This window comes from Streptomyces sp. NPDC000983 (genome assembly GCF_040299205.1).
In the GTDB taxonomy this organism is placed as follows: Bacteria; Actinomycetota; Actinomycetes; order Streptomycetales; family Streptomycetaceae; genus Streptomyces.
The window spans coordinates 228855-251321 of the sequence record NZ_JBEPBM010000002.1 but is presented as its reverse complement, the minus strand read 5'-3'; the positions used below and the strand labels follow the sequence as shown (position 1 = coordinate 251321).

Genomic DNA, 22467 nt, shown 5'->3' with positions numbered 1-22467 from the left:
ACCGGCCGATACCGATCGGTGACCTGCGTGGAGGCCCTCAACTCACCTCCCGCGGGCCGCAGTAGAGCGGAGGTCACCGCTCCGACCGGAGGGTGATCACACCCTTACGCACGGTCACTTTCATCACTCTTCTCCATTTTTCTGGCTGCTTGCACCCATCCGGGTGGTGTTCATCCGAAGATCGACGCGCCACGGGCCCGGGTCCGACACTTCACGACCGCCATACACATCATGAGGAAAGTACGCAAATCGCCCAACCTGAAAGTGAGGGACCATGGCCCGGAACCAGGTCATGAAGATGTGGACCGCCATCGTCACCGCCTTCCTCGCGCTCTGCACGGCGCTCGGACTCGTCACCTCCACCGCCGCGGCGGCCGTCCCGCAGACCGAGTCTGCCCGCAGCGGCAGTGACAGCGACAGCGACCGCGCCGAGGAACTCGCGGCACCGGCGCTCGTCCCGCTGCCCTGGTCGTTCTCCAGGTCGCTGCCGCCCACGATGAAGCAGCGCATCCGCGCCGAGGCGCACGGCAAGACCCCGAGCTGCCGCCACCGCGCACCCGCGGACACCGAGACCGACGAGTCCGCACCACTCGACTGCGCCCCGGCCGCACCCGCCGCCCCGGCCGCACCGACCGCCACCGGCACCGGCACCGCCACTCGCACGACGGAGGCCACCACCACGGGCAGCACCGATGCCGCCGGCACCCCTGCCGACCTCACAGCCTCTGCTGACTCCGGCGCCTCCCCCGCCTCCACCGCCTCCACCACCTCTTCCGCCAACGCCGCCGACGCCACCCCCGCCGCCACCCGCATCCCGGCGCAGACCACGCGCATCCCGCTCCATCGGTGACCGGCGCCTTCCCCCTCAACTCCCCGTCCCGCACTTCCCGTTCCGGTGAGTCATACGTCTCACCGACCCGGGGCCGGCCGGACGACACGTCGTCAGGACAGCGTCGTAGCCTTGCTCCATGCCTCGCACTCCCGCGGTCCGCGACAGCCGGCACCACCAGGGAGAGAGGACCCGAGCGCACCGCTCGCACTCGGAGCGGACCGCCCTCGAAGCCGCCCCGCACGAAGCCGCCCCGCACGACGCGGAGCAGCACACCCCGCACCACCCCGAGCACGACACGAGCCCGAACAACGGCTCCGACCCGGTCTTACCGGCCCAGCGCGGCGAGACCGAGCACCGCAGGACCGAGTGCGGCAAGACCCAGCGCCGCAAGACCGAGCACCGCAAGACCGAGGCGGCCGAGGAACCAGCGGACGCGTTAGGCGTCCCCGTCGGCATCCCCCTCCTCCGACAGGCCCACCGCAACCGCCACACCGCCGAGTACGCCCCCTCGGAGCCGGTCACCTCCCACCCGCTCCGCGAGCCGATCGCGGCCGACCCCGACCTGCTCGACCCCGGCGACCAGCCGTGGCCCGGCGGCACCCGGCACCGACTGCCCACCGGCTTACCGGCACCGACCCCGCCCAGGACGTCGTACGACCTCCACGACCCTGTCGTGAAGCGCTCCCGTCCCACCCCGCCCGGCGACCGTACCGAGCCGCTGTTCACCACCGATCAGGAAAGGTGGTGAGGGCCGCCGTGCGCCGGCGCATCATCATCGTCACCGCAGTCCACGGCCCCTCGGCACGCTTCCTGCCGGAGGCCTACGCGTCGTTGTGCGAGCAGGAGCTCCCCGACGGCTGGGCGTGGCAGTGGGTGGTGCAGGAGGACGGGACCGGCGAGACGGTCGCGCCCCACGTCCCCGACGACACGCGGGTCACCTTCCGGCAGGGCCGGCCCGGCGGCCCCGGAGTCGCCCGCACCATCGCGCTCGCGCACGCCGACGGCCCGTACGTGAAGGTGCTGGACGCCGACGACCGGCTGACGCCGGGCGCGCTCGCCCGCGATCTGGCCGTCCTGGAGGGCGGATCGGGCGTCGGGTGGGTCACCTCGCGGGTGCTGGACCTGCTGCCGGACGGCTCCACGGCCGGTTTCCCCGACGACCCCGGGGCCGGGCCGATAGAGCGGGGCGCGGTGCTGGACTTCTGCCGGGCCAACGACTTCCGCGCCCCGGTGCACCCGGCCTCGCTGTGCGTCCGCCGGGATCTGCTGCTCGCCCTCGGCGGCTGGATGGCCCTGCCCGCCTCCGAGGACACCGGGCTGCTGCTGGCCCTGAACGCCGTGAGCCGGGGCTGGTTCACCGCCGAGACCGGCCTTCTCTACCGCAAGTGGCCGGGCCAGGCCACCGGCCAGGCGTCCCACGTCGATCCGGCGGAGCGGGCGGCCAGGATGGCGGTCGCGGAGTCCAGGGCCCAGGCCCTCGCGGCCTCGCACTGGACCTACGCCCCCGGCCGCCCCACAACCTGCCCGGCCACGACCTGAACCAGGCCGCTAGCCCAAGCCCCAGAACTACACCCCCGCCCCCTCACCACCCCGCCCCCGGCGGCTTCCCCCCAACCAAAATCGCCTGCGAAGGACACCGCTCCGCCGCCTCCCGCACCCCCGGCTCCCCGCCGCTGTCCTCGCGCCCGGCGACCACGGCCCCGAGCCCGTCCCGTGCGGTGAAAACGGACGGCAGCCGGAAGACGCACTCCCCGGAGCCGTAACACAGGTCCGGATCGACGGACACCGAAGTCATCTGCGCTCCCCTCGCGCGGCGGGCATTGCCTGGTCCCTGGGGTGCCTGCCCCCGCCGCGCGCCGCTCAATCAGCGGTCGAAGGGCAGATCGAGCATCCTGATGGCGTTGCCCCGCAGCAACTTGTAGGTGACCTCGTCGGACAGGCCCGCGACATGCTCCTCGGCCACCTGCTTGGTGTGCGGCCAGGTCGAGTCGACGTGCGGGTAGTCCGTCTCGAAGGTGGCGTTGTCCACCCCCACCGTGTCGATCGCCTCGATGCCGTGCCGGTCCCGGAAGAAGCAGCAGAAGATCTGCCGGTAGTAGTACGTCGACGGCGGCTCCGGGATCAGGTCCTTCACCCCGCCCCAGGCCCGGTGCTCCTCCCACACGTCGTCGGCGCGCTCCAGGGCGTAGGGGATCCAGCCCATCTGGCCCTCGCTGTAGGCGAGCTTGAGCCGCGGGAACCTCACCAGGACGCCGGAGAACAGGAAGTCCATCATCGAGGCCATGGCGTTGTTGAAGCTCAGCGAGGCCTGCACGGCGGGCGGCGCGTCGGGGGAGGCGGCCGGCATCTGCGAGGAGGACCCGATGTGCATGTTCACGACCGTTCCGGTCTCCTCGCAGGCCGCGAAGAAGGGGTCCCAGTAGCCGGAGTGGATCGAGGGCAGCCCCAGATAGGTGGGGATCTCGCTGAACGTCACCGCCCGCACCCCGCGCTCGGCGTTGCGCCGGATCTCCGCGACGGCGAGGTCGATGTCCCACAGGGGGATCAGGCAGAGCGGGATCAGCCGGCCGCCGCTGTCGCCGCACCACTCCTCGACCATCCAGTCGTTGTAGGCGCGCACACAGGCCAGCCCGACCTCCTTGTCCTTGGCCTCGGCGAAGGTCTGTCCGCAGAAGCGGGGGAAGGTGGGGAAGCAGAGCGAGGCCTCCACATGGTTCATGTCCATGTCGGCGAGCCGGGCCTTGGGGTCCCAGCAGCCCCGCCGCATCTGCTCGCGGGTGATCCCGTCGAGCGTCATCTCGTCCCGGGAGAACCCGACGGCCGCGATGATCCGCTTGTAGGGGAACAGCTCGCCCTCGTACTCCCACCAGTCGGTGATCTGGCCGTCCGGATCGGTGGTGAACCGGTACTTCCCGCCGACGTAGGCGAGTTCACCGATGCCCGCGGTGAGTGGTTTGGGCCCTCTGTCCCGGTACTTCGCCGGAAGCCAGGTCTCGAACATGTGCGCGGGCTCGATCACATGATCGTCCACGCTGATGACCCTGGGCAGTTCCCTGGTGCCGTTCCCGACCTCGACCACTCCGGCTACCTCCCGCCTCGCATCTGACGGTTCGTCAGAAACGACGGTACGGCCCCGGGGTGAAAGCGGCAAGCGTCGGGCACCGGACGGGGGAGGCGAAGAGTGCCGCGTCGTTCGGCACCGGTCCCTCCCCTCGCGGGGACCGGTGCCAAACGACGCGCTGGAGTCGGTCCACATGAGGACGCGGACCGAAGGCTCGGAAGGGCTTGAACGGCTCATGGACGGGAAGCGGTACTCCCGTCACGGCGGCGAGGACGGCGGGCGCCCGCAGCCTCTCCGGACGACGCGCGGTTGACCGGCTACGCGGTGTGATCCTGCCAGTTGGGGCCCGCGACGAGGAGGCCATGGTCGTCCGCTCTGGGCTTGTGCCCAGGTCAGCCGTATAAAGTGAGTTTTCCGGTCCGGACGTCCAGCGGCGCAGGAAGTGAGGGTGGAGGCCTTGAGTTCCGACTCAGGGGCACGCACGACCTTCGCGGAACGCCTCGCGCTCCTGTACCGGGAAGCGGGCAATCCGCCCCTCAAACGCGTCTCCGAGGCCGTCGTCCAACTCCAGCGCGTAGACGAGCGGGGACGCCCGGTACGGGTCTCCGCGCAGCGCATCAGCGACTGGCGGCGCGCCAAGAACGTACCGGCCCAGTTCACCGCGCTCGCCGCCGTCCTCCAGGTCCTGATCCCGCAGGCGCGGCGCGCACGCCCCACCCCGGTCTCCCCCGGCCTGTACGACGTCCCGCAGTGGCAGCTGCTGTGGGAACGGGCCGTCGCCGACCCCGCCACCGCGGAGGAACCGCCCGCCGAGACCCCCGCCGTCCCCGGCGTCGTCTGCCCCTACCGCGGGCTCGCCTCCTACCGCAGGGAGGACGCCCTGTGGTTCTTCGGCCGGGAACGCAGCACCGCCGCACTGGTCGGACAGCTCCGGGCCGCCGAGCGCACCGGCGGCCTGCTGATGCTGGTCGGCGCCTCCGGAGCCGGGAAGTCCTCCCTGCTCAACGCCGGCCTGGTACCCGCCGTACGCAAGGGCGCGCTGGACGGTGAGCGGGAGGTGCTGCACCTCGTGCCCGGCGCCGACCCGCGGGCCGAACTGGTCCGGCGGATCCCCGAACTCGCCGACCCGGCCGTGGACGCCGACTTAGAGCAGTCCGTCCGGGACGCCGTCACCGCGTGGGCGGAGCGGACCTCCAGCGGCCGGCCCGTCGTCATCGTGGACCAGTTCGAAGAGGCGTTCACCCTCTGCTCCGACGAACGCGAACGGCACGCCTTCATACGCCTCCTGCACGCCGCGTCCTCACCCGCCGCCGACGGCACCCCGGCCCCCGCCCTCGTCGTCCTCGGCATCCGCGCCGACTTCTACGAACAGTGCCTCGGCTACCCCGAACTCGCCGACGCCCTCCAGCACCGCCACATGGTCCTCGGCCCGCTCACCGGCGCCGAACTGCGCGACGCGGTGACCGGCCCCGCCAAGGCCGTCGGCCTGGAACTCGAACCCGGACTCGCCGAGCTGATCGTCCGCGAGGTCAGCGCCGACGGCCCCCGCGGCGCCCACGACGCCGGCGTGCTCCCCCTGCTCTCCCACGCCCTGCTCGCCACCTGGCAGCGCCGCAAGTCCGGCCGGCTGACCCTGGCCGGCTACCGGGCCGCCGGCGGCATCCAGGGAGCCGTCGCGGCGACCGCCGAACGGGCCTGGTCCAGCCTGGACCCCGCCGCCCGCACCGCCGCCCGGCTGCTGCTCCTGCGGCTGGTACGGCTCGGCGAGGACACCCAGGCCACCCGCAGACGCGGCACCCGCCGCCAGCTGGCCGCCGAGTCCACCGACCCCGACAAGACGGAGGAGTCCCTGGAGGCGCTGGTCCGCGCCCGGCTCGTCACCCTCGACGCCGAGACCGTGGAGATCACCCACGAGGCCCTGCTGCACGCCTGGCCGCGGCTGCGCGAGTGGATCGACGAGGACCGCGGCGGCAACCTCCTGCGCCAGCGCCTGGAGGAGGACGGCCGCTCCTGGGACGACTCCCACCGCGACTCCGCCCTCCTCTACCGCGGCTCACGGCTGGAACAGGCCGACACCTGGGCCGGCTCCGCCGGCGACACCTTCCTCACCCGCAGCGCGGTGGAGTTCCTCGCCGCGTCCGTCCGGCTGCGCCGGCGCACCCTGTGGCTGCGCCGCGGGGCCGTCGCCTCGCTCGTCGTGCTCGCCCTGGTCGCCGTCGGCTCCGCCGTGGTCGCCTGGCAGCAGCGCAACGACGCCGTGTTCGAACAGGTGGTCGCCGAGGCGGACCGCGTGCAGTACACCGACCCGTCGCTCTCCGCCCAGCTCGACCTGGTGGCGCACCGGCTGCGCCCCGGCGACGAGGGCACCAACAACCGGCTGGTGTCCATCGTCAACGCCCCGCTGGCCACCCCGCTCCTCGGCCACACCGGCGCCGTCTACCTCACCTCCTTCAGCCCCGACGGCAGGCTCCTGGCCACCGCCAGCTACGACCGCACCGTCCGGCTGTGGGACGTCTCCGACCCCGGGCGCCCCAAGCCCCTGGGCGAACCCCTGTACGGGCACACCAGCTGGGTGAGCAGCGCCGTCTTCAGCCCCGACGGCCGCACCCTCGCCACCGCCTCCGACGACGGCACCATCCGCCTGTGGGACGTCTCCGACCCCCGCCGGCCCGAACCGCGGCGCACCCCGATGACCGGCCACCGCGACACGGTCTACCTGATCGCCTTCAGCCCCGACGGCCGCACCCTGGCCTCCGCCGGCGAGGACCGCACGGTCCGCCTCTGGGACGTGGACGGCCCCGGCCGGCCCAAGACCGTCAGCACCCTCAGAGGCGCCGGCGCGGCCGTGCGATCGGTGGCGTTCAGCCCGGACGGCACCACCCTGGCCGCGGGCGGCGACGACGACACCATCCGCCTGTGGAACGTCACCGACCCCCGCGCCCCCGAGCCGTACGGCACCCGGCTGACCGGACACACGGACCTGGTCCACTCCGTCGCCTTCAGCCCCGACGGGCGCACCCTGGCCAGCGGCGGCGCCGACGACACCGTCCGCCTGTGGGACGTCGCCGACCCCCGCCGCGCCGCCACGCTCGGCCCGCCCCTGACCGGGCACACCGGGCCCATCTGGTCCGTCGCCTTCAGCCCCGACGGCGGCACCCTCGCCGCCGCCAGCGCCGACAGCACCGCGAGCCTGTGGAACATCAGCGACCCGGCCCACCCCTCCCGGGTGGGCGAGCCGCTGGCGGGCAGCAGCGGCGAGATGTACGCGCTGGGCTTCAGCCCCGACGGGCAGACCCTGGCCACCGGCAGCGGCGACAGCAAGGTGCGCCTGTGGTCGATCCCCACCTCCGACATGTTCGGCCGCAGCGGCGCCTTCAGCCCCGACGGGCAGGTCCTCGCCACCGCCGCCCGCGACGGCAGCGTCCGGCTGTGGAACGTCCGCACCCCGCACCTGCCCAGGGCCCTGAACAAGCCGTTCATGCCTGACGACGGCGGCCAGCGCTCCCTGCTCTTCGCTCCCGACGGCCGCACCCTGGCGGTACTGACGGGCAACCGCTCGGTGTACCTGTGGGACGTCTCCGACCCCGCCCACCCCGTCTCCCACGGCCCGCCCCTGACCCTGCGCACCCGTTTCATGGGCGCCGACGCACTCGCCTTCAGCCCCGACGGCCGCACCCTCGCCACCGCCTTCGACGACCGCACCCTCCAGCTCTGGGACGTCTCCGACCCGTCCCGCCCCACCCCCGCGGGCGAACCCCTCACCGGCCACCGCGGCTACATCAACGCCCTGCGCTTCTCCCCGGACGGCCGCACCCTGGTCAGCGGCAGCGCGGACGGCACGATCCGGCTGTGGAACACCACCGACCCCCGGCACCCCACCACCCTGGCCGGCCCGCTCACCGCCCACGCCAGCCCCGTCAACGTGCTCGCCTTCAGCCCCGACGGCCGCACCCTCGCCAGCGGCGGCGACGACGACACCGTCCGCCTGTGGAACGTCACCGACCCCGCCGCCACGACCGACCCCACCGCGACCCTGCCCGGCCACACCGAGGCCGTCGTCTCCCTGACCTTCGACCGGGACGGCCGCACCCTCGCCAGCGGCGGCAACGACAACACCGTCCGCCTGTGGAACGTCACCGACCCCGTCGGCGCCGCCCCCATCGGCCGCTCGATGAGCCCCAACGCCAAGACCGGCAACTTCCTCGCCTTCAGCCCCACCAGCCCCCTGCTCGGGGTGTCCAGCGGCACCGACACCGTCCGCCTGTGGGACCTGGACGTCGACCGCGCCGTCGAACGCATCTGCGCCACCACCCGCGGCGTCCTGACCGAGGAGAAGTGGCAGGAGTACCTCCCCCGCCTCTCCTACGACCCCCCGTGCGACACCTGACCGCCCGACGTGATCCCGCTCACACCACCCACCCGGTCCCCGGCGGCCGCCTCCCACCGTTCAACCAGCCTTGTTACTCTGACCACAGCCCGATCGCTGGTGCATCCCCCGTCGCCAGCGATCGGGCGCTCGCATGTCCCGCCCCGAACCCGCACCCCGCTCCACGCAAAAGACCCCCGGTCCGAATGGACCGAGGGTCTCGATGCTGTGGGGCTAACAGGATTTGAACCTGTGGCCTCATCCTTATCAGGGATGCGCTCTAACCAACTGAGCTATAGCCCCGCCGCGCTGTGCGGAGTGTGTCCCGCGCGCTGACTCCTGAAGATTAGCGCACGACGTGCGCAGTCCCAAAATCGGTTGTCGGGCGACCGTCAGGAGGGGTGTGAAGCGGCGTTCACTCGTCCTCGGCCAGGGTCAGTTCGACACCGCCCACGAAGCCCGCGGAGAGGTTGTAGATGAACGCGCCGAGCGTGGCCAGCGCCGTCGCGAGGACGACGTCGATGACAGCGATGATCGACGTGAACATCAGGACGTTCGGCAGCGACAGGAAGGACTGCAGGTCGAAGCCGTTGGACTCGTTCGAGCCGGTCGCCTCGGAGATCGTGCCGCCGACCGTCGAGAAGACGCCCATCGCGTCCATGACCATCCACAGCACCGCCGAGGCGACGATCGTGCAGATGCCGAGCGCGATGGAGAGCAGGAAGCTGACCTTCATCACCGACCACGGGTCGGCCTTGGCGACCCGCAGCCGCGCCTTGCGGGTGCGGGGCATCGTACGGGCCCCCGTGCGGGGCCTGCGCACCGCGCCCGCGGGAGAGCCCGCGGGCGCACCCGCCGGAGCGGCCGCGGGGTACGCCTGCGGCGGGTGGTAGGGCCCCGAAGAGGGCTGCGGCTGCCGCTCGCCGGGCAGCGGCGAGGCCGTCGGCGCGGGATGCGCCGGCTGCTGCCGGTCCGCCGGGGCCGGGCCGGCCGCGTACTGCTGGGCCTGCGGGCCTCGGGTGTCCGTCACAGTTCCCCCCTGGGATCCATGCGTGTCGGGTGAGGGCGAGTCGCCCGTGTGCGCGGCGGAGCCACGGCCGCCGCCGTCCGTGTCCGTACCCCTGGGGGTCCCGGCCGATCCGGCGCCCGTGGCTCCGCTCACGTGACTCACTCCTCGTGCTACTCGGGCGAGGGCGCTTCACCCTCGTCCGTGCCGGTGGTCGCGACGTCCTCGGCGGACTCGTCGACGGCGCCCTCGCCGTCGACCTCCTCCGCCTCACGCCCCGCCTCGGCGTTACGTGCGATGCCGACCACGGCATCGCGCTTGCCCAGGTTGATCAGTTGGACGCCCATGGTGTCACGGCCCGTCTCCCTGACCTCGCTGACTCGCGTACGAATCACACCGCCGCCCAGCGTGATGGCGAGGATCTCGTCGCTCTCCTCGACCACCAGCGCGCCGACCAGAGAACCGCGGTCCTCGACGATCTTGGCGGCCTTGATACCGAGGCCGCCACGCCCCTGGACGCGGTACTCGTCGACGGGAGTCCGCTTCGCGTACCCGCCGTCGGTGGCAGTGAACACGAACGTACCGGGTCGAACAACATTCATCGAGAGCAGCTCGTCCCCCTCGCGGAAACTCATGCCCTTCACGCCCGAGGTGGCACGGCCCATGGGCCGCAGCGCGTCGTCCGTCGCGGTGAACCTGATCGACTGCGCCTTCTTGCTGATCAGAAGCAGATCGTCCTCGGACGAAACCAGCTCGGCACCGATCAGTTCGTCGTCGGAACCGTCCTCACGCTCCCGCAGATTGATCGCGATGACACCGCCCGAACGCGGCGAATCGTAATCCTTCAGCGGCGTCTTCTTCACCAGACCGGCCTTGGTCGCCAGGACCAGGTACGGCGCCGCCTCGTAGTCGCGGATCGCGAGGATCTCCGCGATCGCCTCGTCCGGCTGGAAGGCCAGCAGGTTCGCCACGTGCTGACCGCGCGCGTCCCGGCCTGCGTCCGGGAGCTCGTACGCCTTCGCCCGGTAGACCCGGCCCTTGTTCGTGAAGAACAGCAGCCAGTGGTGCGTGGTGGAGACGAAGAAGTGGTCGACGATGTCGTCTTCCTTCAGCTTCGTACCGCGCACACCCTTGCCGCCGCGCTTCTGCGAACGGTAGTCGTCCGTCTTGGTCCGCTTGACGTACCCGCCGCGCGAGATGGTGACGACGATGTCCTCTTCGGCGATCAGGTCCTCGATGGACATGTCACCGTCGTAGGGCACCAGCGTGGTCTTGCGGTCGTCGCCGTACTTCTCGACGATCGCCGCCAGCTCCTCGCTGACGATCCCCCGCTGACGCACCGGCGAGGCCAGGATCGCGTTGTACTCGGTGATCTTCGCCTGGAGCTCGTCGTGCTCCTGGATGATCTTCTGGCGCTCCAGGGCCGCCAGCCGGCGCAGCTGCATCTCCAGGATGGCGTTGGCCTGGATCTCGTCGATCTCCAGGAGCTCCATCAGGCCCGTACGCGCGACGTCGACCGTCTCACTGCCCCGGATCAACGCGATGACCTCGTCGATCGCGTCCAGCGCCTTCAGCAGACCGCGCAGGATGTGCGCCCGCTCCTCGGCCTTGCGCAGCCGGAAGCGCGTACGGCGGACGATGACCTCGATCTGGTGCGTCACCCAGTGCCGGATGAACGCGTCCAGGGAGAGCGTGCGCGGCACGCCGTCCACCAGCGCCAGCATGTTGGCGCCGAAGTTCGTCTGCAGGTCGGTGTGCTTGTACAGGTTGTTCAGCACGACCTTGGCGACCGCGTCCCGCTTCAGCACGATGACCAGGCGCTGACCGGTACGGCTGGACGTCTCGTCGCGGACGTCGGCGATACCGCCGATCTTGCTGTCCTTGACCAGGTCGGCGATCTTCTGCGCGAGGTTGTCCGGGTTCACCTGGTACGGCAGCTCCGTCACCACCAGGCACTGGCGGTTCTGGATCTCCTCGACCTCGACGACCGCCCGCATGGTGATCGAGCCGCGGCCCGTGCGGTACGCCTCCTCGATGCCCTTGCGGCCCACGACCAGCGCGCCGGTCGGGAAGTCCGGACCCTTGATCCGCTCGATGAGCGCGTCCAGCAGCTCCTCGTGCGAGGCCTCCGGGTTCTCCAGGTACCACTGGGCGCCCGACGCCACCTCGCGCAGGTTGTGCGGCGGGATGTTCGTCGCCATACCGACCGCGATACCGGCCGAACCGTTGATCAGCAGGTTCGGGAAGCGGGCCGGCAGGACGGTCGGCTCCTGCGAACGGCCGTCGTAGTTGTCCGTGAAGTCGACGGTCTCCTCGTCGATGTCACGGACCATCTCCATCGACAGCGGCGCCATCTTGCACTCGGTGTAGCGCATGGCGGCCGCCGGGTCGTTGCCCGGAGAGCCGAAGTTGCCGTTGGAGTCGACCAGCGGCATCCGCATCGACCACGGCTGCGCCAGACGCACCAGGGCGTCGTAGATCGAGGAGTCGCCGTGGGGGTGGTAGTTGCCCATGACGTCGCCGACCACGCGCGCGCACTTGTAGAAGCCGCGCTCGGGGCGGTAACCGCCGTCGTACATCGCGTACAGCACCCGGCGGTGGACGGGCTTGAGACCGTCCCGCACGTCCGGCAGCGCGCGCGAGACGATGACGGACATCGCGTAGTCGAGGTACGAACGCTGCATCTCCGTCTCGAGCCCGACGGGCTCGATCCGCATCACGATGTCGCCGCCCTCTTCGGAGGTGGCAGAAGTGTTCTCGTCGGCCATTGCTGGTGAAGATCCTTCCCTGTGCGGTCAGCTGAGACCGACTCAGATGTCGAGGAAGCGGACGTCCTTGGCGTTGCGCTGGATGAACGCGCGGCGGGCCTCGACGTCCTCGCCCATCAGGACCGAGAACAGGTCGTCGGCCTGCGCGGCGTCGTCGAGGGTGACCTGACCGAGCACCCGGTGCTCCTGGTCCATGGTCGTCACCCGCAGCTCCTCGGCGTTCATCTCGCCGAGACCCTTGAAGCGCTGGATGGAGTCCTCACGGACCCGCTTGCCCCGCTGGCGGCCCATCTCCAGCAGCGCGTCACGCTCACGGTCGGAGTACGCGTACTCCACGTCGTCCCGACCCCACTTGATCTTGTACAGCGGAGGACGCGACAGGAACACGTGCCCGGCCTCGACCAGCGGCCGCATGAAACGGAACAGGAAGGTCAGCAGCAGGGTGTTGATGTGCTGGCCGTCGACGTCGGCGTCGGCCATCAGGATGATCTTGTGGTAGCGCAGCTTCTCGATGTCGAAGTCCTCGTGGACCCCGGTACCGAACGCCGAGATCAGCGCCTGGATCTCCTGGTTCTGCAGGATCTTGTCGATCCGCGCCTTCTCCACGTTGAGGATCTTGCCGCGGATCGGGAGGATCGCCTGGTACTGCGGATTGCGGCCCGACTTGGCCGAACCGCCGGCGGAGTCACCCTCGACGATGAAGATCTCGCACTTGGTCGGATCGTTCGACTGACAGTCCGACAGCTTGCCCGGCAGCGACGCCGACTCCAGCAGACCCTTACGACGCGTCAGATCCCGCGCCTTGCGGGCCGCCACCCGCGCGGTCGCCGCCTGGATGCCCTTGCGGATGATGTCCGCGGCCTCGTTCGGATTGCGGTCCAGCCAGTCCGCCAGGTGCTCGTACACGACCTTCTGCACGAAGGTCTTCACCTCGGTGTTGCCCAGCTTCGTCTTCGTCTGGCCCTCGAACTGCGGCTCGCTCAGCTTCACCGAGATGATCGCCGTCAGACCCTCGCGGATGTCGTCACCCGTGAGGTTGTCGTCCTTCTCCCGCAGCAGCTTCTTGTCCCGCGCGTACTTGTTGATCAGCGACGTCAGCGCGGCACGGAAACCCTCTTCGTGGGTACCGCCCTCGTGCGTGTGGATGATGTTCGCGAAGGAGTAGACACCCTCGGTGTAGCCGCTGTTCCACTGCATCGCGACCTCGAGGGACAGGAGCTTGTCCTTGTCCTCCGCCTCCAGGTCGATCACCGTGGCGTGCACCAGGTCGCCCTTGCGCGAGTTCAGGTACTTCACGAAGTCGACGATGCCGCCCTCGTAGTGGTACGAGACCCGCTTGACCTCGTGCTTCTCGTCCTCGCCCGCCTCGTCCGCCCCGGCCGTGGCCTTCGCCGACTCACGCTCGTCGGTCAGGTTGATCCGCAGACCCTTGTTGAGGAACGCCATCTCCTGGAAACGCCGCGACAGCGTCTCGAAGGAGTAGTCGGTCGTCTCGAAGATGTCCGGGTCCGCCCAGAAGGTGACCGACGTACCGTGCTCGTCGGTCGCCTCGTGCTGGGCCAGCGGAGCCGTCGGCACACCGAGCTTGTAGTCCTGCGTCCAGCGGTGGCCGTCCGTCCTGACCTCGACCGCGACCTTCGTCGACAGCGCGTTCACCACGGACACACCGACACCGTGCAGACCGCCGGAGACCGCGTAACCGCCGCCGCCGAACTTGCCGCCCGCGTGCAGCACCGTCAGCACGACCTCCAGGGCCGGCTTGCCCTCGGACGGCACGATGCCCACCGGGATGCCACGGCCGTTGTCGACGACACGCACACCGCCGTCGGCCAGGATCGTCACATCGATGGTGTCCGCGTGACCGGCCAGCGCCTCGTCGACGGAGTTGTCCACGACCTCCTGCACCAGGTGGTGCAGACCGCGCTCACCGGTCGAGCCGATGTACATACCCGGTCGCTTGCGGACCGCGTCCAGACCCTCGAGGACGGTGATGGCGCTTGCGTCGTACGCCGTGGCGTTGGCCTCGGCCGCGCCGGCCATGGCGTCGGTGGACGGGATGTTCTCGTTGGGGTTGCCGGAATCGGCCACGAAGCGCCCTTTCTGGCACAGCACGAGCCGGGCTCGTCGGCGGATTGCCGGAGCGGCTGCGGCATGTTGCGTTGGTAAGCCTTGATCAGCGTTGCTCAGCTTCTCCCGGGCGGTCCCCACGAATGGGGCGGGATTGGCTTCCAGTCTACCGGTAGCGCCGACAGTGATGGGGGTTTGCCGGTACCTGAGTCCGCATGTGCCGCCCTGAACCGGCGTCTCCCGACTCCCCATATGCGGAACGGGGCTCCAAGAGGCTCACAGAGGCACTCAGCGCTTCGAGGTGTCAACCCGTTGCTACTTGGCAGTCACGTCGACCGCACCACCCGATTCGCAACCGCGCGCGATTGCACGAACCGACCCCGCCCGAACCCCACGACGTGATGTACGTCACCCATAGGTGTCGCCGGGCCCCGTGCTCCCCGGAGCCCGCAACGGACCGAAGCGACGGGCGGGACCACCGGGATTCAACACCTTGATCAACCGCACCGTGCCGTGCCCCAGATCCTCGTTCAGCCGCGCCACCAACGTCGGCGCCAGATGCCGCAACTGCGTCGCCCACGCCGTCGAGTCGCACTGCACGACCAGCACCCGCTCGTCCTCGTCATAACTCTGCGGCACACAGTGATTGGCCAGATCCGCACCCACGATCTGCGGCCAGCGCCCCATCACCCCGCCCACCGCCGCCGGCGTCTCCCAGCCCCGCTCGGTGATCAGCCGATTGATCGCCGCACCCAACGCCATCGGATCCCGCCCGTCCGCACCCGACCCCGACCGCAGACCACCCCCGCGCCGCGCCTGCTTCCGCTGCTGCTGCGCATCCCCACGCGCCCGCGCCTGCTCCTTCGCCGCGCGCAACGCCACCCGCGCCAGATCCACACCCGACGGCTCCGGAGCCTTCTTCTCGGGACCCTCGGCGCTCATACCCGCTCCACCGTCCCCTCCGACACCGCGAACCGCGCCCCCGCCAGCACATGCGGCACATCGTCACCGACCGCCGCCGTCACCAGCACCTGCTCCCCGGGCACCACCAGCTCCGCCAGCCGCTCCCGCCGCCGCGCGTCCAGTTCCGCGAAGACGTCGTCGAGCACCAGCACCGGCTCATTGCCCTCGGCCCGCAACAAGTCGTACGAAGCCAGCCGCAACGCCAGCGCGTACGACCAGGACTCCCCGTGCGAGGCGTACCCCTTCGCCGGCAACTGCCCCAGCCTCAGCAACAGATCGTCCCGATGCGGACCCACCAGGGTCACACCCCGCTCAATCTCCTGCTTACGGACCTCGGCCAACGCCTCCAGCACCTGCCCGTACAGATCCTCCCGCGACTGCGCCCCACCCGGCGCCGACGGCCGGTACTCCAGCGCCAACGGACCCCCGCCCGGCGCCAGCTGCTCGTACGCCTTGTCCGCCAACGGCTGCAACGCCGCGATCAGATCCAGCCGCTGCGCCAACAGCTCGGCACCCGCACGCGCCAGATGCTGGTCCCACACGTCCAGCGTCGACAGATCCATCGACCGACCACCGTGCCTGCGCGCCAGCGCCGCCGACTTCAGCAGCGTGTTCCGCTGCTTCAGCACCCGGTCGTAGTCCGAACGCACACCCGCCATCCGCGGCGAACGCGCCGTGATCAGCTCGTCCAGGAAACGACGCCGCTCACCCGGATCACCCTTCACCAGCGCCAGATCCTCCGGCGCGAACAGCACCGTCCGCACGATCCCCAGCACATCCCGCGGCCTGACCTGCGAAGACCGGTTGATCCTCGCCCGGTTCGAACGGCCCGGGTTCAGCTCCAGCTCCACCAGCTGCTGCCGCTCGCCCTGCCGCACCTGCGCCCGGATCACCGCACGCTCCGCACCCATCCGCACCAGCGGCGCGTCCGAGGCGACCCGATGACTGCCGAGGGTCGCCAGATAGCCGACCGCCTCGACGAGATTCGTCTTCCCCTGACCGTTCGGCCCCACGAAAGCCGTGACGCCCGGATCGAGCGGAACTTCGACCCGGGCGTACGAGCGGAAGTCGGCCAGCGACAGATGCGTCACATGCATGGTCGTTTCGCCGACCTCCCCACGCGTTGTGGACCGCTCGGCGGCCCTGTGGAAACTACTTCTTCTCGACCGCGTGGCCGCCGAACTGGTTGCGCAGCGCCGCGATCATCTTCATCTGCGGGGAGTCGTCCTGACGCGAGGCGAACCGCGCGAACAGCGACGCCGTGATCGCCGGCAGCGGCACGGCGTTGTCGATGGCCGCCTCCACGGTCCACCGGCCCTCACCGGAGTCCTGCGCGAAGCCCCGCAGCCCGTCCAGGTGCTCGTCCTCGTCCAGGGCGTTCACCGCCAGGTCCAGCAGCCAGGAACGGATGACCGTGCCCTCCTGCCACGACCGGAAGACCTCCCGGACGTCCGTCACCGAGTCGACCTTCTCCAGCAGCTCCCAGCCCTCGGCATAGGCCTGCATCATCGCGTACTCGATGCCGTTGTGAACCATCTTCGCGAAGTGCCCCGCACCGACCTTGCCCGCGTGCACCGCACCGAAGTCACCCTCCGGCTTCAGCGCGTCGAAGACCGGCTGCACCTTGGCGACGTTCTCCGCGTCACCGCCGTACATCAGCGCATAGCCGTTCTCCAGGCCCCAGACACCGCCCGAGACACCGCAGTCCACGAAGCCGATGCCCTTGGCCGCCAGCTCCTCGGCGTGCTTCTCGTCGTCCGTCCAGCGAGAGTTCCCGCCGTCCACGACGACATCACCGGGCTCCAGCAGCTCCGCGAGCTCATCGACGGTCGACTGCGTCGCGGCCCCGGCCGGAACCATGACCCACACGACCCGCGGCCCCCTGAGCTTGCCCACAAGTTCTTCCAGGCTGTGGACATCTGCGAGGTCCGGGTTGCGGTCGTATCCGACGACGGTGTGGCCGGCGCGGCGAATCCGCTCGCGCATGTTGCCGCCCATCTTGCCGAGGCCGACGAGACCGAGCTCCATCAGTTGTTCCTTAGGTCGCTGTGGCGTGAGAGGCACCTGAGTACCCACGTCCGAGCCTAAACCCGGACGCTCACGCACAACTGTGGGCACAGCCGCTCATATGACCCAGACCCCGGCCCGACCCCGCCGACACGGGCGACCAAGGCCACCCGCACCGGCATCCACGCAGGTCAGCCGCTCAGCCGCACCGGCATGATCAGGTACTTGTACGCGTCATCGGCCTCGGCGTCCAGCGCCGGCTTGCCGCTCAGCAGCGCCGGCTTCGTGGACGTCGTGAACGACAGCTGCGCCACCGGCGAGTCGATCGCGCTCAGCCCGTCCAGCAGGAACGTCGGGTTGAAGGCGATCGAGATGTCGTCGCCCTCCAACTGCGCGTCCACCCGCTCCACAGCCTGTGCGTCGTCGCTCGACCCCGCCTCCAGGATCAGCACGCCCTGCTCGAAGCTCAGCCGCACCGGAGTGTTCCGCTCGGCCACCAGCGCCACACGCTTCACGGCCTCCACGAACGGCGCCGTCTCGATCACCGCGACGGAGTTGAACTCGGTCGGGAACAGCGTGCGGTACTTCGGGAGGTCGCCCTCCAGCAGCCGGGTCGTCGTACGCCGCCCGGCGCCCTCGAAACCGATCAGCCCCTCGCCCGCACCCGAACCGGACAGCGCCAGCGTCACGCTGTCGCCGCTGGTGAGCGCCTTGGCGGTGTCCAGGAGCGTCTTCGCGGGCACCAGGGCCACCGCGGACGCCTCCGGGTTCTCCGGCTTCCACAGGAACTCACGGACCGCGAACCGGTACCGGTCGGTGGAGGCCAGCGTGACCCGGTCGCCCTCGATCTCGATGCGCACACCGGTGAGCACCGGCAGCGTGTCGTCGCGCCCGGCCGCGATGGCGACCTGGGAGGCGGCGGAGGCGAAGACCTCACCCGGCACGGTGCCGGTCGCGGTCGGCATCTGCGGCAGCGCCGGATACTCCTCCACAGGCAGTGTGTGCAGGGTGAACCGGGAGGAGCCGCAGACCACCGTGGCCCGTACACCGTCTGTGGAAATCTCAACCGGACGGTTCGGCAGCGCGCGGCAGATGTCGGCGAGCAGCCGGCCGGAGACGAGGACCGTGCCCTCCTCCTCGACCTCGGCGTCCACCGACACCCGGGCGGACACCTCGTAGTCGAAGCCGGACAGGCTCAGCTGGCCGTCCTCGGCCTTCAGCAGGAGGCCGGCGAGGACAGGCGCCGGCGGGCGGGCCGGGAGGCTGCGCGCCGCCCAGGCCACGGCCTCCGCGAGTACGTCGCGTTCCACCCGGATCTTCACTCTTGCCGCCTCCTGCTGTTGCCGGCGCTGATCGGCCTGCCTGGCTTACGTCGTCTGTCTCGGTGTCGTCGGCCCCGATGCGGGGAAGGACGCCGGGGAACAGTCTGACGCACGGCACTGACAGTAGGTGCCCCTCGGGGTCAAGTCGTGACGAGGGTCAGCCGGGCCCCGGACCCCGAGTTGTGCACAGGACCCACTTCGAAACGAAATCCCAGCTCTCTCTAGTTGGGAGTAGTAGTAGGGCCTGTGGAAACGGTGGATAACCCCGTTTGCCCAGCTCAGCCCGGAAATTTTGTCCACCGACCCTGTGGGTGGAACCCGTGGACAACTCCGTCTCTCTGTGGAGAACAGAAAGTTCTGCACACTCTGTGCACAGGACGGGGTGAGTTGTCCCCAACCCTGTCCCCAGGAATCGCAAGCTTTCCCACAGCCCTCCTCGGCATCCCGGTGTGACGCCTTTCACTCGGGACGGTGAGAGGGCGTGCCAGGTTGCCGAACAGTGGACAGTCATGTGGAGAACTCGCTGATAGCTGGGGACAACTCACCTCAGCTTGTGGGTTGTGCGTGGAAAACTTCATGCACAGCCTGTGGAGCATTCCTTTGTCCACAGGCTGTGGAGATCTTTCATCCACGGATCCACAACCCACTGAACTGGCCTGATGGTCTCCCAGCGGCGCAGCCTGTGGACACTATCTGGACAACTTCACAGTCCCCAGGATGTGGATGGAAAAAATTCGGCGAATCTGTGGATCGTGCCCGTAACCCGGCAAGTAATCGAACGGCGGGCGGCGCGGACATGGCGAAGGGCGCCGCCCGGATCTGCTCCGGAGGGCGCCCTCGGTGTCGTGCGGGAGCGACTGTCAGCCGTTCTTGATGCGGTTGGTGAGCTCGGTGACCTGGTTGTAGATGGAGCGGCGTTCGGCCATCAGATTGCGGATCTTGCGGTCGGCGTGCATGACCGTGGTGTGGTCGCGGCCGCCGAAGAGCGCGCCGATCTTCGGCAGGGACAGGTCCGTGAGCTCGCGGCAGAGGTACATGGCGATCTGGCGGGCCGTCACCAGGGCGCGGCCGCGGGAGGTGCCGCACAGGTCCTCGACGGTGAGGCCGAAGTAGTCGGCGGTGGCGCTCATGATGGCCGTGGAGGTGATCTCCGGTGCCGAGTCGTCGCCGCCCGGGATCAGGTCCTTCAGGACGATCTCGGTCAGGCCCAGGTCCACGGGCTGCCGGTTGAGCGAGGCGAACGCGGTGACCCGGATGAGGGCGCCCTCCAGCTCGCGGATGTTGCGCGAGATCCGGGAGGCGATGAACTCCAGTACCTCCGGCGGGGCGTTGAGCTGCTCCTGCACCGCCTTCTTGCGCAGGATCGCGATCCGGGTCTCCAGCTCGGGCGGCTGGACGTCGGTGATCAGGCCCCACTCGAAGCGGTTGCGCAGCCGGTCCTCCAGGGTGACCAGCTGTTTGGGCGGCCGGTCGCTGGAGAGCACGATCTGCTTGTTGGCGTTGTGGAGCGTGTTGAAGGTGTGGAAGAACTCCTCCTGCGTCGACTCCTTGTCCGCGAGGAACTGGATGTCGTCGACGAGCAGGATGTCCATCTCGCGGTACCGCTTGCGGAAGCTGTCGCCCTTGCCGTCGCGGATGGAGTTGATGAACTCGTTGGTGAACTCCTCGGAGCTCACGTAGCGCACGCGGGTGCCGGGGTAGAGGCTGCGCGCGTAGTGCCCGATGGCGTGCAGCAGGTGGGTCTTGCCGAGGCCGGACTCCCCGTAGATGAAGAGGGGGTTGTACGCCTTGGCGGGTGCTTCGGCGACGGCGACGGCGGCCGCGTGGGCGAAACGGTTCGACGCGCCGATCACGAAGGTGTCGAAGAGGTACTTGGGGTTCAGGCGGGCGGTCGGTTCGCCGGGGCCGGGGGCCGGTGCGGGCTTGGCGCCGAGCGGTCCGGGGGCGCCGCCTGCGGCGGGCAGGCCGGGGCCGGCGGGGCCGCCGCGGTGTGCGGGGCCGGGGCCGTTCTGCGGTTCGGGCCGGTCGCGACGGGCGTCGCGCTGGTCGTAGTCGGGTCGGCCCTGGTCGTAGTCCGGGCGGGGCTGGTCGTAGTCGCCGCGCGGCTTGTCGTAGTCGGGGCGCGGCTGGTCGTAGTCGCCGCGCGGTGCTTCGTACTCCGGGCGCTTGCCGTCGTAGGGAGAGCGGTCCATCGGCTGCGGGCGGTAGTCCTGGGGCGGCTGGCCGTAGGAGTCCTGCCCGTAGGTGTCCTGGGGCGGTGTCGCGTAGGGGTCGCGTTCGGGGAAGCCCAGGCGCTGCTGCTGCCAGCTGTACTCGTCCTGCTGCGGGCGGGGCCAGGCGCCGGGTTCGGGGCGCTGGTACTCGGCGGGGTAGGCGGGGCGGGCCGTGGGGAGCGGGTCGCCCTGTTCGGGGCGGGCTCCGTAGGCGTCGCCGTCGGCGCCGCGGTGGCGGCCGTAGCCCTCGTACTGGCCGGCGGGGAGTTCGGGCTCCTCGTAGCGGGGCTGGGGGCGGGTGGGGGGTGCGGGGGGCTCGCCCGCGGAGTCGTCGACGGTGATCGCGATGCGGATCGGGCGGCCGCATTCGCGGCTGAGGGTGTCGCTGACGATCGGGGCGAGGCGGCCTTCGAGGACGCCCTTGGCGAATTCGTTGGGTACGGCGAGCAGGGCGGTGTCCGCGACGAGTGCCAGTGGCTGGCAGCGGCGGATCCAGTGCTCGTCCTTGGCCTCCACCCCCTGGCCGCGGCCCTCGCCGAGGAGCTGCTCGAGTACGCGTGGCCACACTGCGGCAAGATCGGCAGGTACGTCAGCCACAGGGCACGCTCTCTCACGGGTCCCACGAACGTGTGAGGTGGGACGGATCGGGATTCAAATCGGTCGGGCCGGGCGAATCGGGGTTCAGCCACGGTAGTCAGGGCAACGGGTACGGTTCAAGTTGTTGTCCCCAGGCTGTGGACAGTGTCTCCCGGTGACCCCTGGTTTGACCGGATGGCGTAGCCCCGCGTACCGTAACCAGGTCGAGTTGTCGATGGCTGCTGCCGCCTGCCTCCGATGGGCACAAGATCACGTCTCCGCCGTTGCGGAGGTGAACGGGTGATCGGGAAGCGGTGCACTCGGGCGTAACGCGAGCTACTCGTGGGCGCACGGTGACAGCCAGGACGGCACCCGCCAACACCGATTTGATTTCTGGAGCCCCCGAGTGAGCAAGCGCACCTTCCAGCCGAACAACCGTCGTCGCGCGAAGACCCACGGCTTCCGCCTGCGGATGCGTACCCGTGCCGGCCGCGCGATTCTGGCGAACCGCCGCAGCAAGGGTCGCTCCGCGCTGTCCGCCTGATCTGATCAGGTCGTGTCGTCGTGCTGCCTACCGAGCATCGGCTGAGGCGGCGCGAGGACTTCGCGACCGCGGTACGACAGGGGCGCCGGGCCGGTCGCCCGACTCTCGTCGTCCATCTTCGTAGCGGTGCCACGGACCCGCACGCGCCTGGGGAGAGCGCTCCCCCGGTGCGTGCGGGTTTCGTTGTCAGCAAGGCTGTCGGTGGTGCGGTCGTGCGCAACAAGGTGAAGCGCAGGCTTCGCCATCTGGTGCGCGATCGGGTCGACGTCTTTCCCCCCGGTAGCCTGGTAGTCGTACGAGCGCTGCCCGGTGCGGGTGACGCCGACCATGCACAGCTGGCCCGAGACCTGGACGCCGCTCTGCAGCGGCTGCTGGGAGGGGGCGCGCGATGAAGTACCCGCTGCTGGCTCTGATCAAGATCTATCAGTGGACCATCAGTCCGTTGCTCGGACCGGTGTGCAAGTACTACCCGTCGTGTTCCCACTACGGCTACACGGCCATTGACCGGCACGGTGCGATCAAGGGCACGGCGCTCACGGCCTGGCGCATTCTGCGGTGCAATCCGTGGTCGCTGGGCGGTGTGGACCATGTCCCGCCGCGCAAGCGGCCGCGATGGCACGAGATGCTGCGGGGCGCATGGCGCGCACGCAAGGGCGGGCCCTCCGCCGCCGAAACGGCCACCGAAGGCCCTGTTCCTTCGAGCCCGGCCGCAGAGACCCCGTCCCATGCCCAAGGAGCATGA

Annotated in this window: 17 protein-coding genes and 1 tRNA gene; 7 read left to right on the top strand and 11 right to left on the bottom strand. The window is 70.0% G+C overall.

Annotation, left to right across the window (positions count from 1 at the left end; all coding sequences use genetic code 11):
- The first annotated feature begins 274 nt into the window (after positions 1-274).
- The 3 genes from ABT296_RS03145 to ABT296_RS03135 all read left to right on the top strand — a co-directional run bounded on the left by ABT296_RS03145 (position 275) and on the right by ABT296_RS03135 (position 2371).
- On the top strand, positions 275-850 hold the full coding sequence (locus ABT296_RS03145) for a DUF6344 domain-containing protein (RefSeq protein ID WP_351922623.1): 576 nt from the start codon (positions 275-277) through the stop codon (positions 848-850).
- Positions 851-968: 118 nt separating this feature from the next.
- Positions 969-1580: a hypothetical protein gene (locus tag ABT296_RS03140; protein ID WP_351922622.1), complete on the top strand. Its 612-nt coding sequence runs from the start codon at positions 969-971 to the stop codon at positions 1578-1580.
- Positions 1581-1588: 8 nt separating this feature from the next.
- A complete protein-coding gene (locus tag ABT296_RS03135) occupies positions 1589-2371 on the top strand; it encodes a glycosyltransferase family 2 protein (RefSeq protein WP_351922621.1) in 783 nt (260 codons plus the stop codon).
- Between the two features lie 43 nt (positions 2372-2414).
- Here ABT296_RS03135 and ABT296_RS03130 read toward each other — a convergent pair whose 3' ends face one another.
- Positions 2415-2627, bottom strand: a complete 213-nt coding sequence (locus ABT296_RS03130; protein ID WP_351922620.1) for a ferredoxin — start codon at positions 2625-2627, stop codon at positions 2415-2417.
- A gap of 69 nt (positions 2628-2696) precedes the next feature.
- Positions 2697-3911, bottom strand: a complete 1215-nt coding sequence (locus ABT296_RS03125; RefSeq protein ID WP_351922619.1) for an amidohydrolase family protein — start codon at positions 3909-3911, stop codon at positions 2697-2699.
- 430 nt (positions 3912-4341) lie between these two features.
- On the opposite strand from ABT296_RS03125, the gene ABT296_RS03120 reads away from it, so the two are divergent.
- Positions 4342-8280 (top strand): nSTAND1 domain-containing NTPase, encoded by a 3939-nt coding sequence (locus ABT296_RS03120; RefSeq protein WP_351922618.1) that lies wholly within the window; start codon positions 4342-4344, stop codon positions 8278-8280.
- A 208-nt stretch (positions 8281-8488) separates the two neighbouring features.
- Here ABT296_RS03120 and ABT296_RS03115 read toward each other — a convergent pair.
- The 9 genes from ABT296_RS03115 to dnaA all read right to left on the bottom strand — a co-directional run bounded on the left by ABT296_RS03115 (position 8489) and on the right by dnaA (position 21202).
- Positions 8489-8562, bottom strand: a tRNA-Ile gene (locus tag ABT296_RS03115).
- A 112-nt stretch (positions 8563-8674) separates the two neighbouring features.
- Positions 8675-9421 carry a DUF3566 domain-containing protein gene (locus ABT296_RS03110; protein WP_351922617.1) on the bottom strand — a complete coding sequence of 249 codons (747 nt, stop codon included), beginning with the start codon at positions 9419-9421 and terminating at the stop codon, positions 8675-8677.
- Between the two features lie 17 nt (positions 9422-9438).
- Complete coding sequence (gyrA, locus tag ABT296_RS03105) at positions 9439-12033, bottom strand: DNA gyrase subunit A (RefSeq protein ID WP_351922616.1); 2595 nt, start codon at positions 12031-12033, stop codon at positions 9439-9441.
- A 42-nt stretch (positions 12034-12075) separates the two neighbouring features.
- A complete protein-coding gene (gene gyrB, locus ABT296_RS03100) occupies positions 12076-14121 on the bottom strand; it encodes a DNA topoisomerase (ATP-hydrolyzing) subunit B (RefSeq protein WP_351922615.1) in 2046 nt (681 codons plus the stop codon).
- Positions 14122-14508: 387 nt separating this feature from the next.
- The gene (locus ABT296_RS03095) at positions 14509-15042 is read right to left on the bottom strand and encodes a DciA family protein (protein ID WP_351922614.1); all 534 of its coding nucleotides are present in this window, start codon (positions 15040-15042) and stop codon (positions 14509-14511) included.
- Entirely contained in the window at positions 15039-16160 is a 1122-nt protein-coding gene (gene recF / locus ABT296_RS03090) for a DNA replication/repair protein RecF (RefSeq protein WP_351922613.1), read from the bottom strand. The genes ABT296_RS03095 and recF overlap by 4 nt, the downstream gene beginning before the upstream one ends.
- Before the next feature lie 55 nt (positions 16161-16215).
- Complete coding sequence (gnd, locus tag ABT296_RS03085; protein ID WP_351922612.1) at positions 16216-17091, bottom strand: phosphogluconate dehydrogenase (NAD(+)-dependent, decarboxylating); 876 nt, start codon at positions 17089-17091, stop codon at positions 16216-16218.
- Positions 17092-17261: 170 nt separating this feature from the next.
- Complete coding sequence (gene dnaN, locus ABT296_RS03080) at positions 17262-18392, bottom strand: DNA polymerase III subunit beta (protein WP_351922611.1); 1131 nt, start codon at positions 18390-18392, stop codon at positions 17262-17264.
- A gap of 860 nt (positions 18393-19252) precedes the next feature.
- The gene (dnaA, locus tag ABT296_RS03075; protein WP_351922610.1) at positions 19253-21202 is read right to left on the bottom strand and encodes a chromosomal replication initiator protein DnaA; all 1950 of its coding nucleotides are present in this window, start codon (positions 21200-21202) and stop codon (positions 19253-19255) included.
- A 385-nt stretch (positions 21203-21587) separates the two neighbouring features.
- On the opposite strand from dnaA, the gene rpmH reads away from it, so the two are divergent.
- From rpmH to yidD, 3 genes are read left to right on the top strand one after another with little or no spacing between them, the layout of a single operon-like run.
- A complete protein-coding gene (gene rpmH / locus ABT296_RS03070) occupies positions 21588-21725 on the top strand; it encodes a 50S ribosomal protein L34 (RefSeq protein ID WP_007265229.1) in 138 nt (45 codons plus the stop codon).
- A 20-nt stretch (positions 21726-21745) separates the two neighbouring features.
- Positions 21746-22117 carry a ribonuclease P protein component gene (gene rnpA / locus ABT296_RS03065; RefSeq protein WP_351922609.1) on the top strand — a complete coding sequence of 124 codons (372 nt, stop codon included), beginning with the start codon at positions 21746-21748 and terminating at the stop codon, positions 22115-22117.
- A complete protein-coding gene (gene yidD, locus ABT296_RS03060) occupies positions 22114-22467 on the top strand; it encodes a membrane protein insertion efficiency factor YidD (protein ID WP_351922608.1) in 354 nt (117 codons plus the stop codon). Before rnpA ends, yidD begins: the two co-directional genes overlap by 4 nt.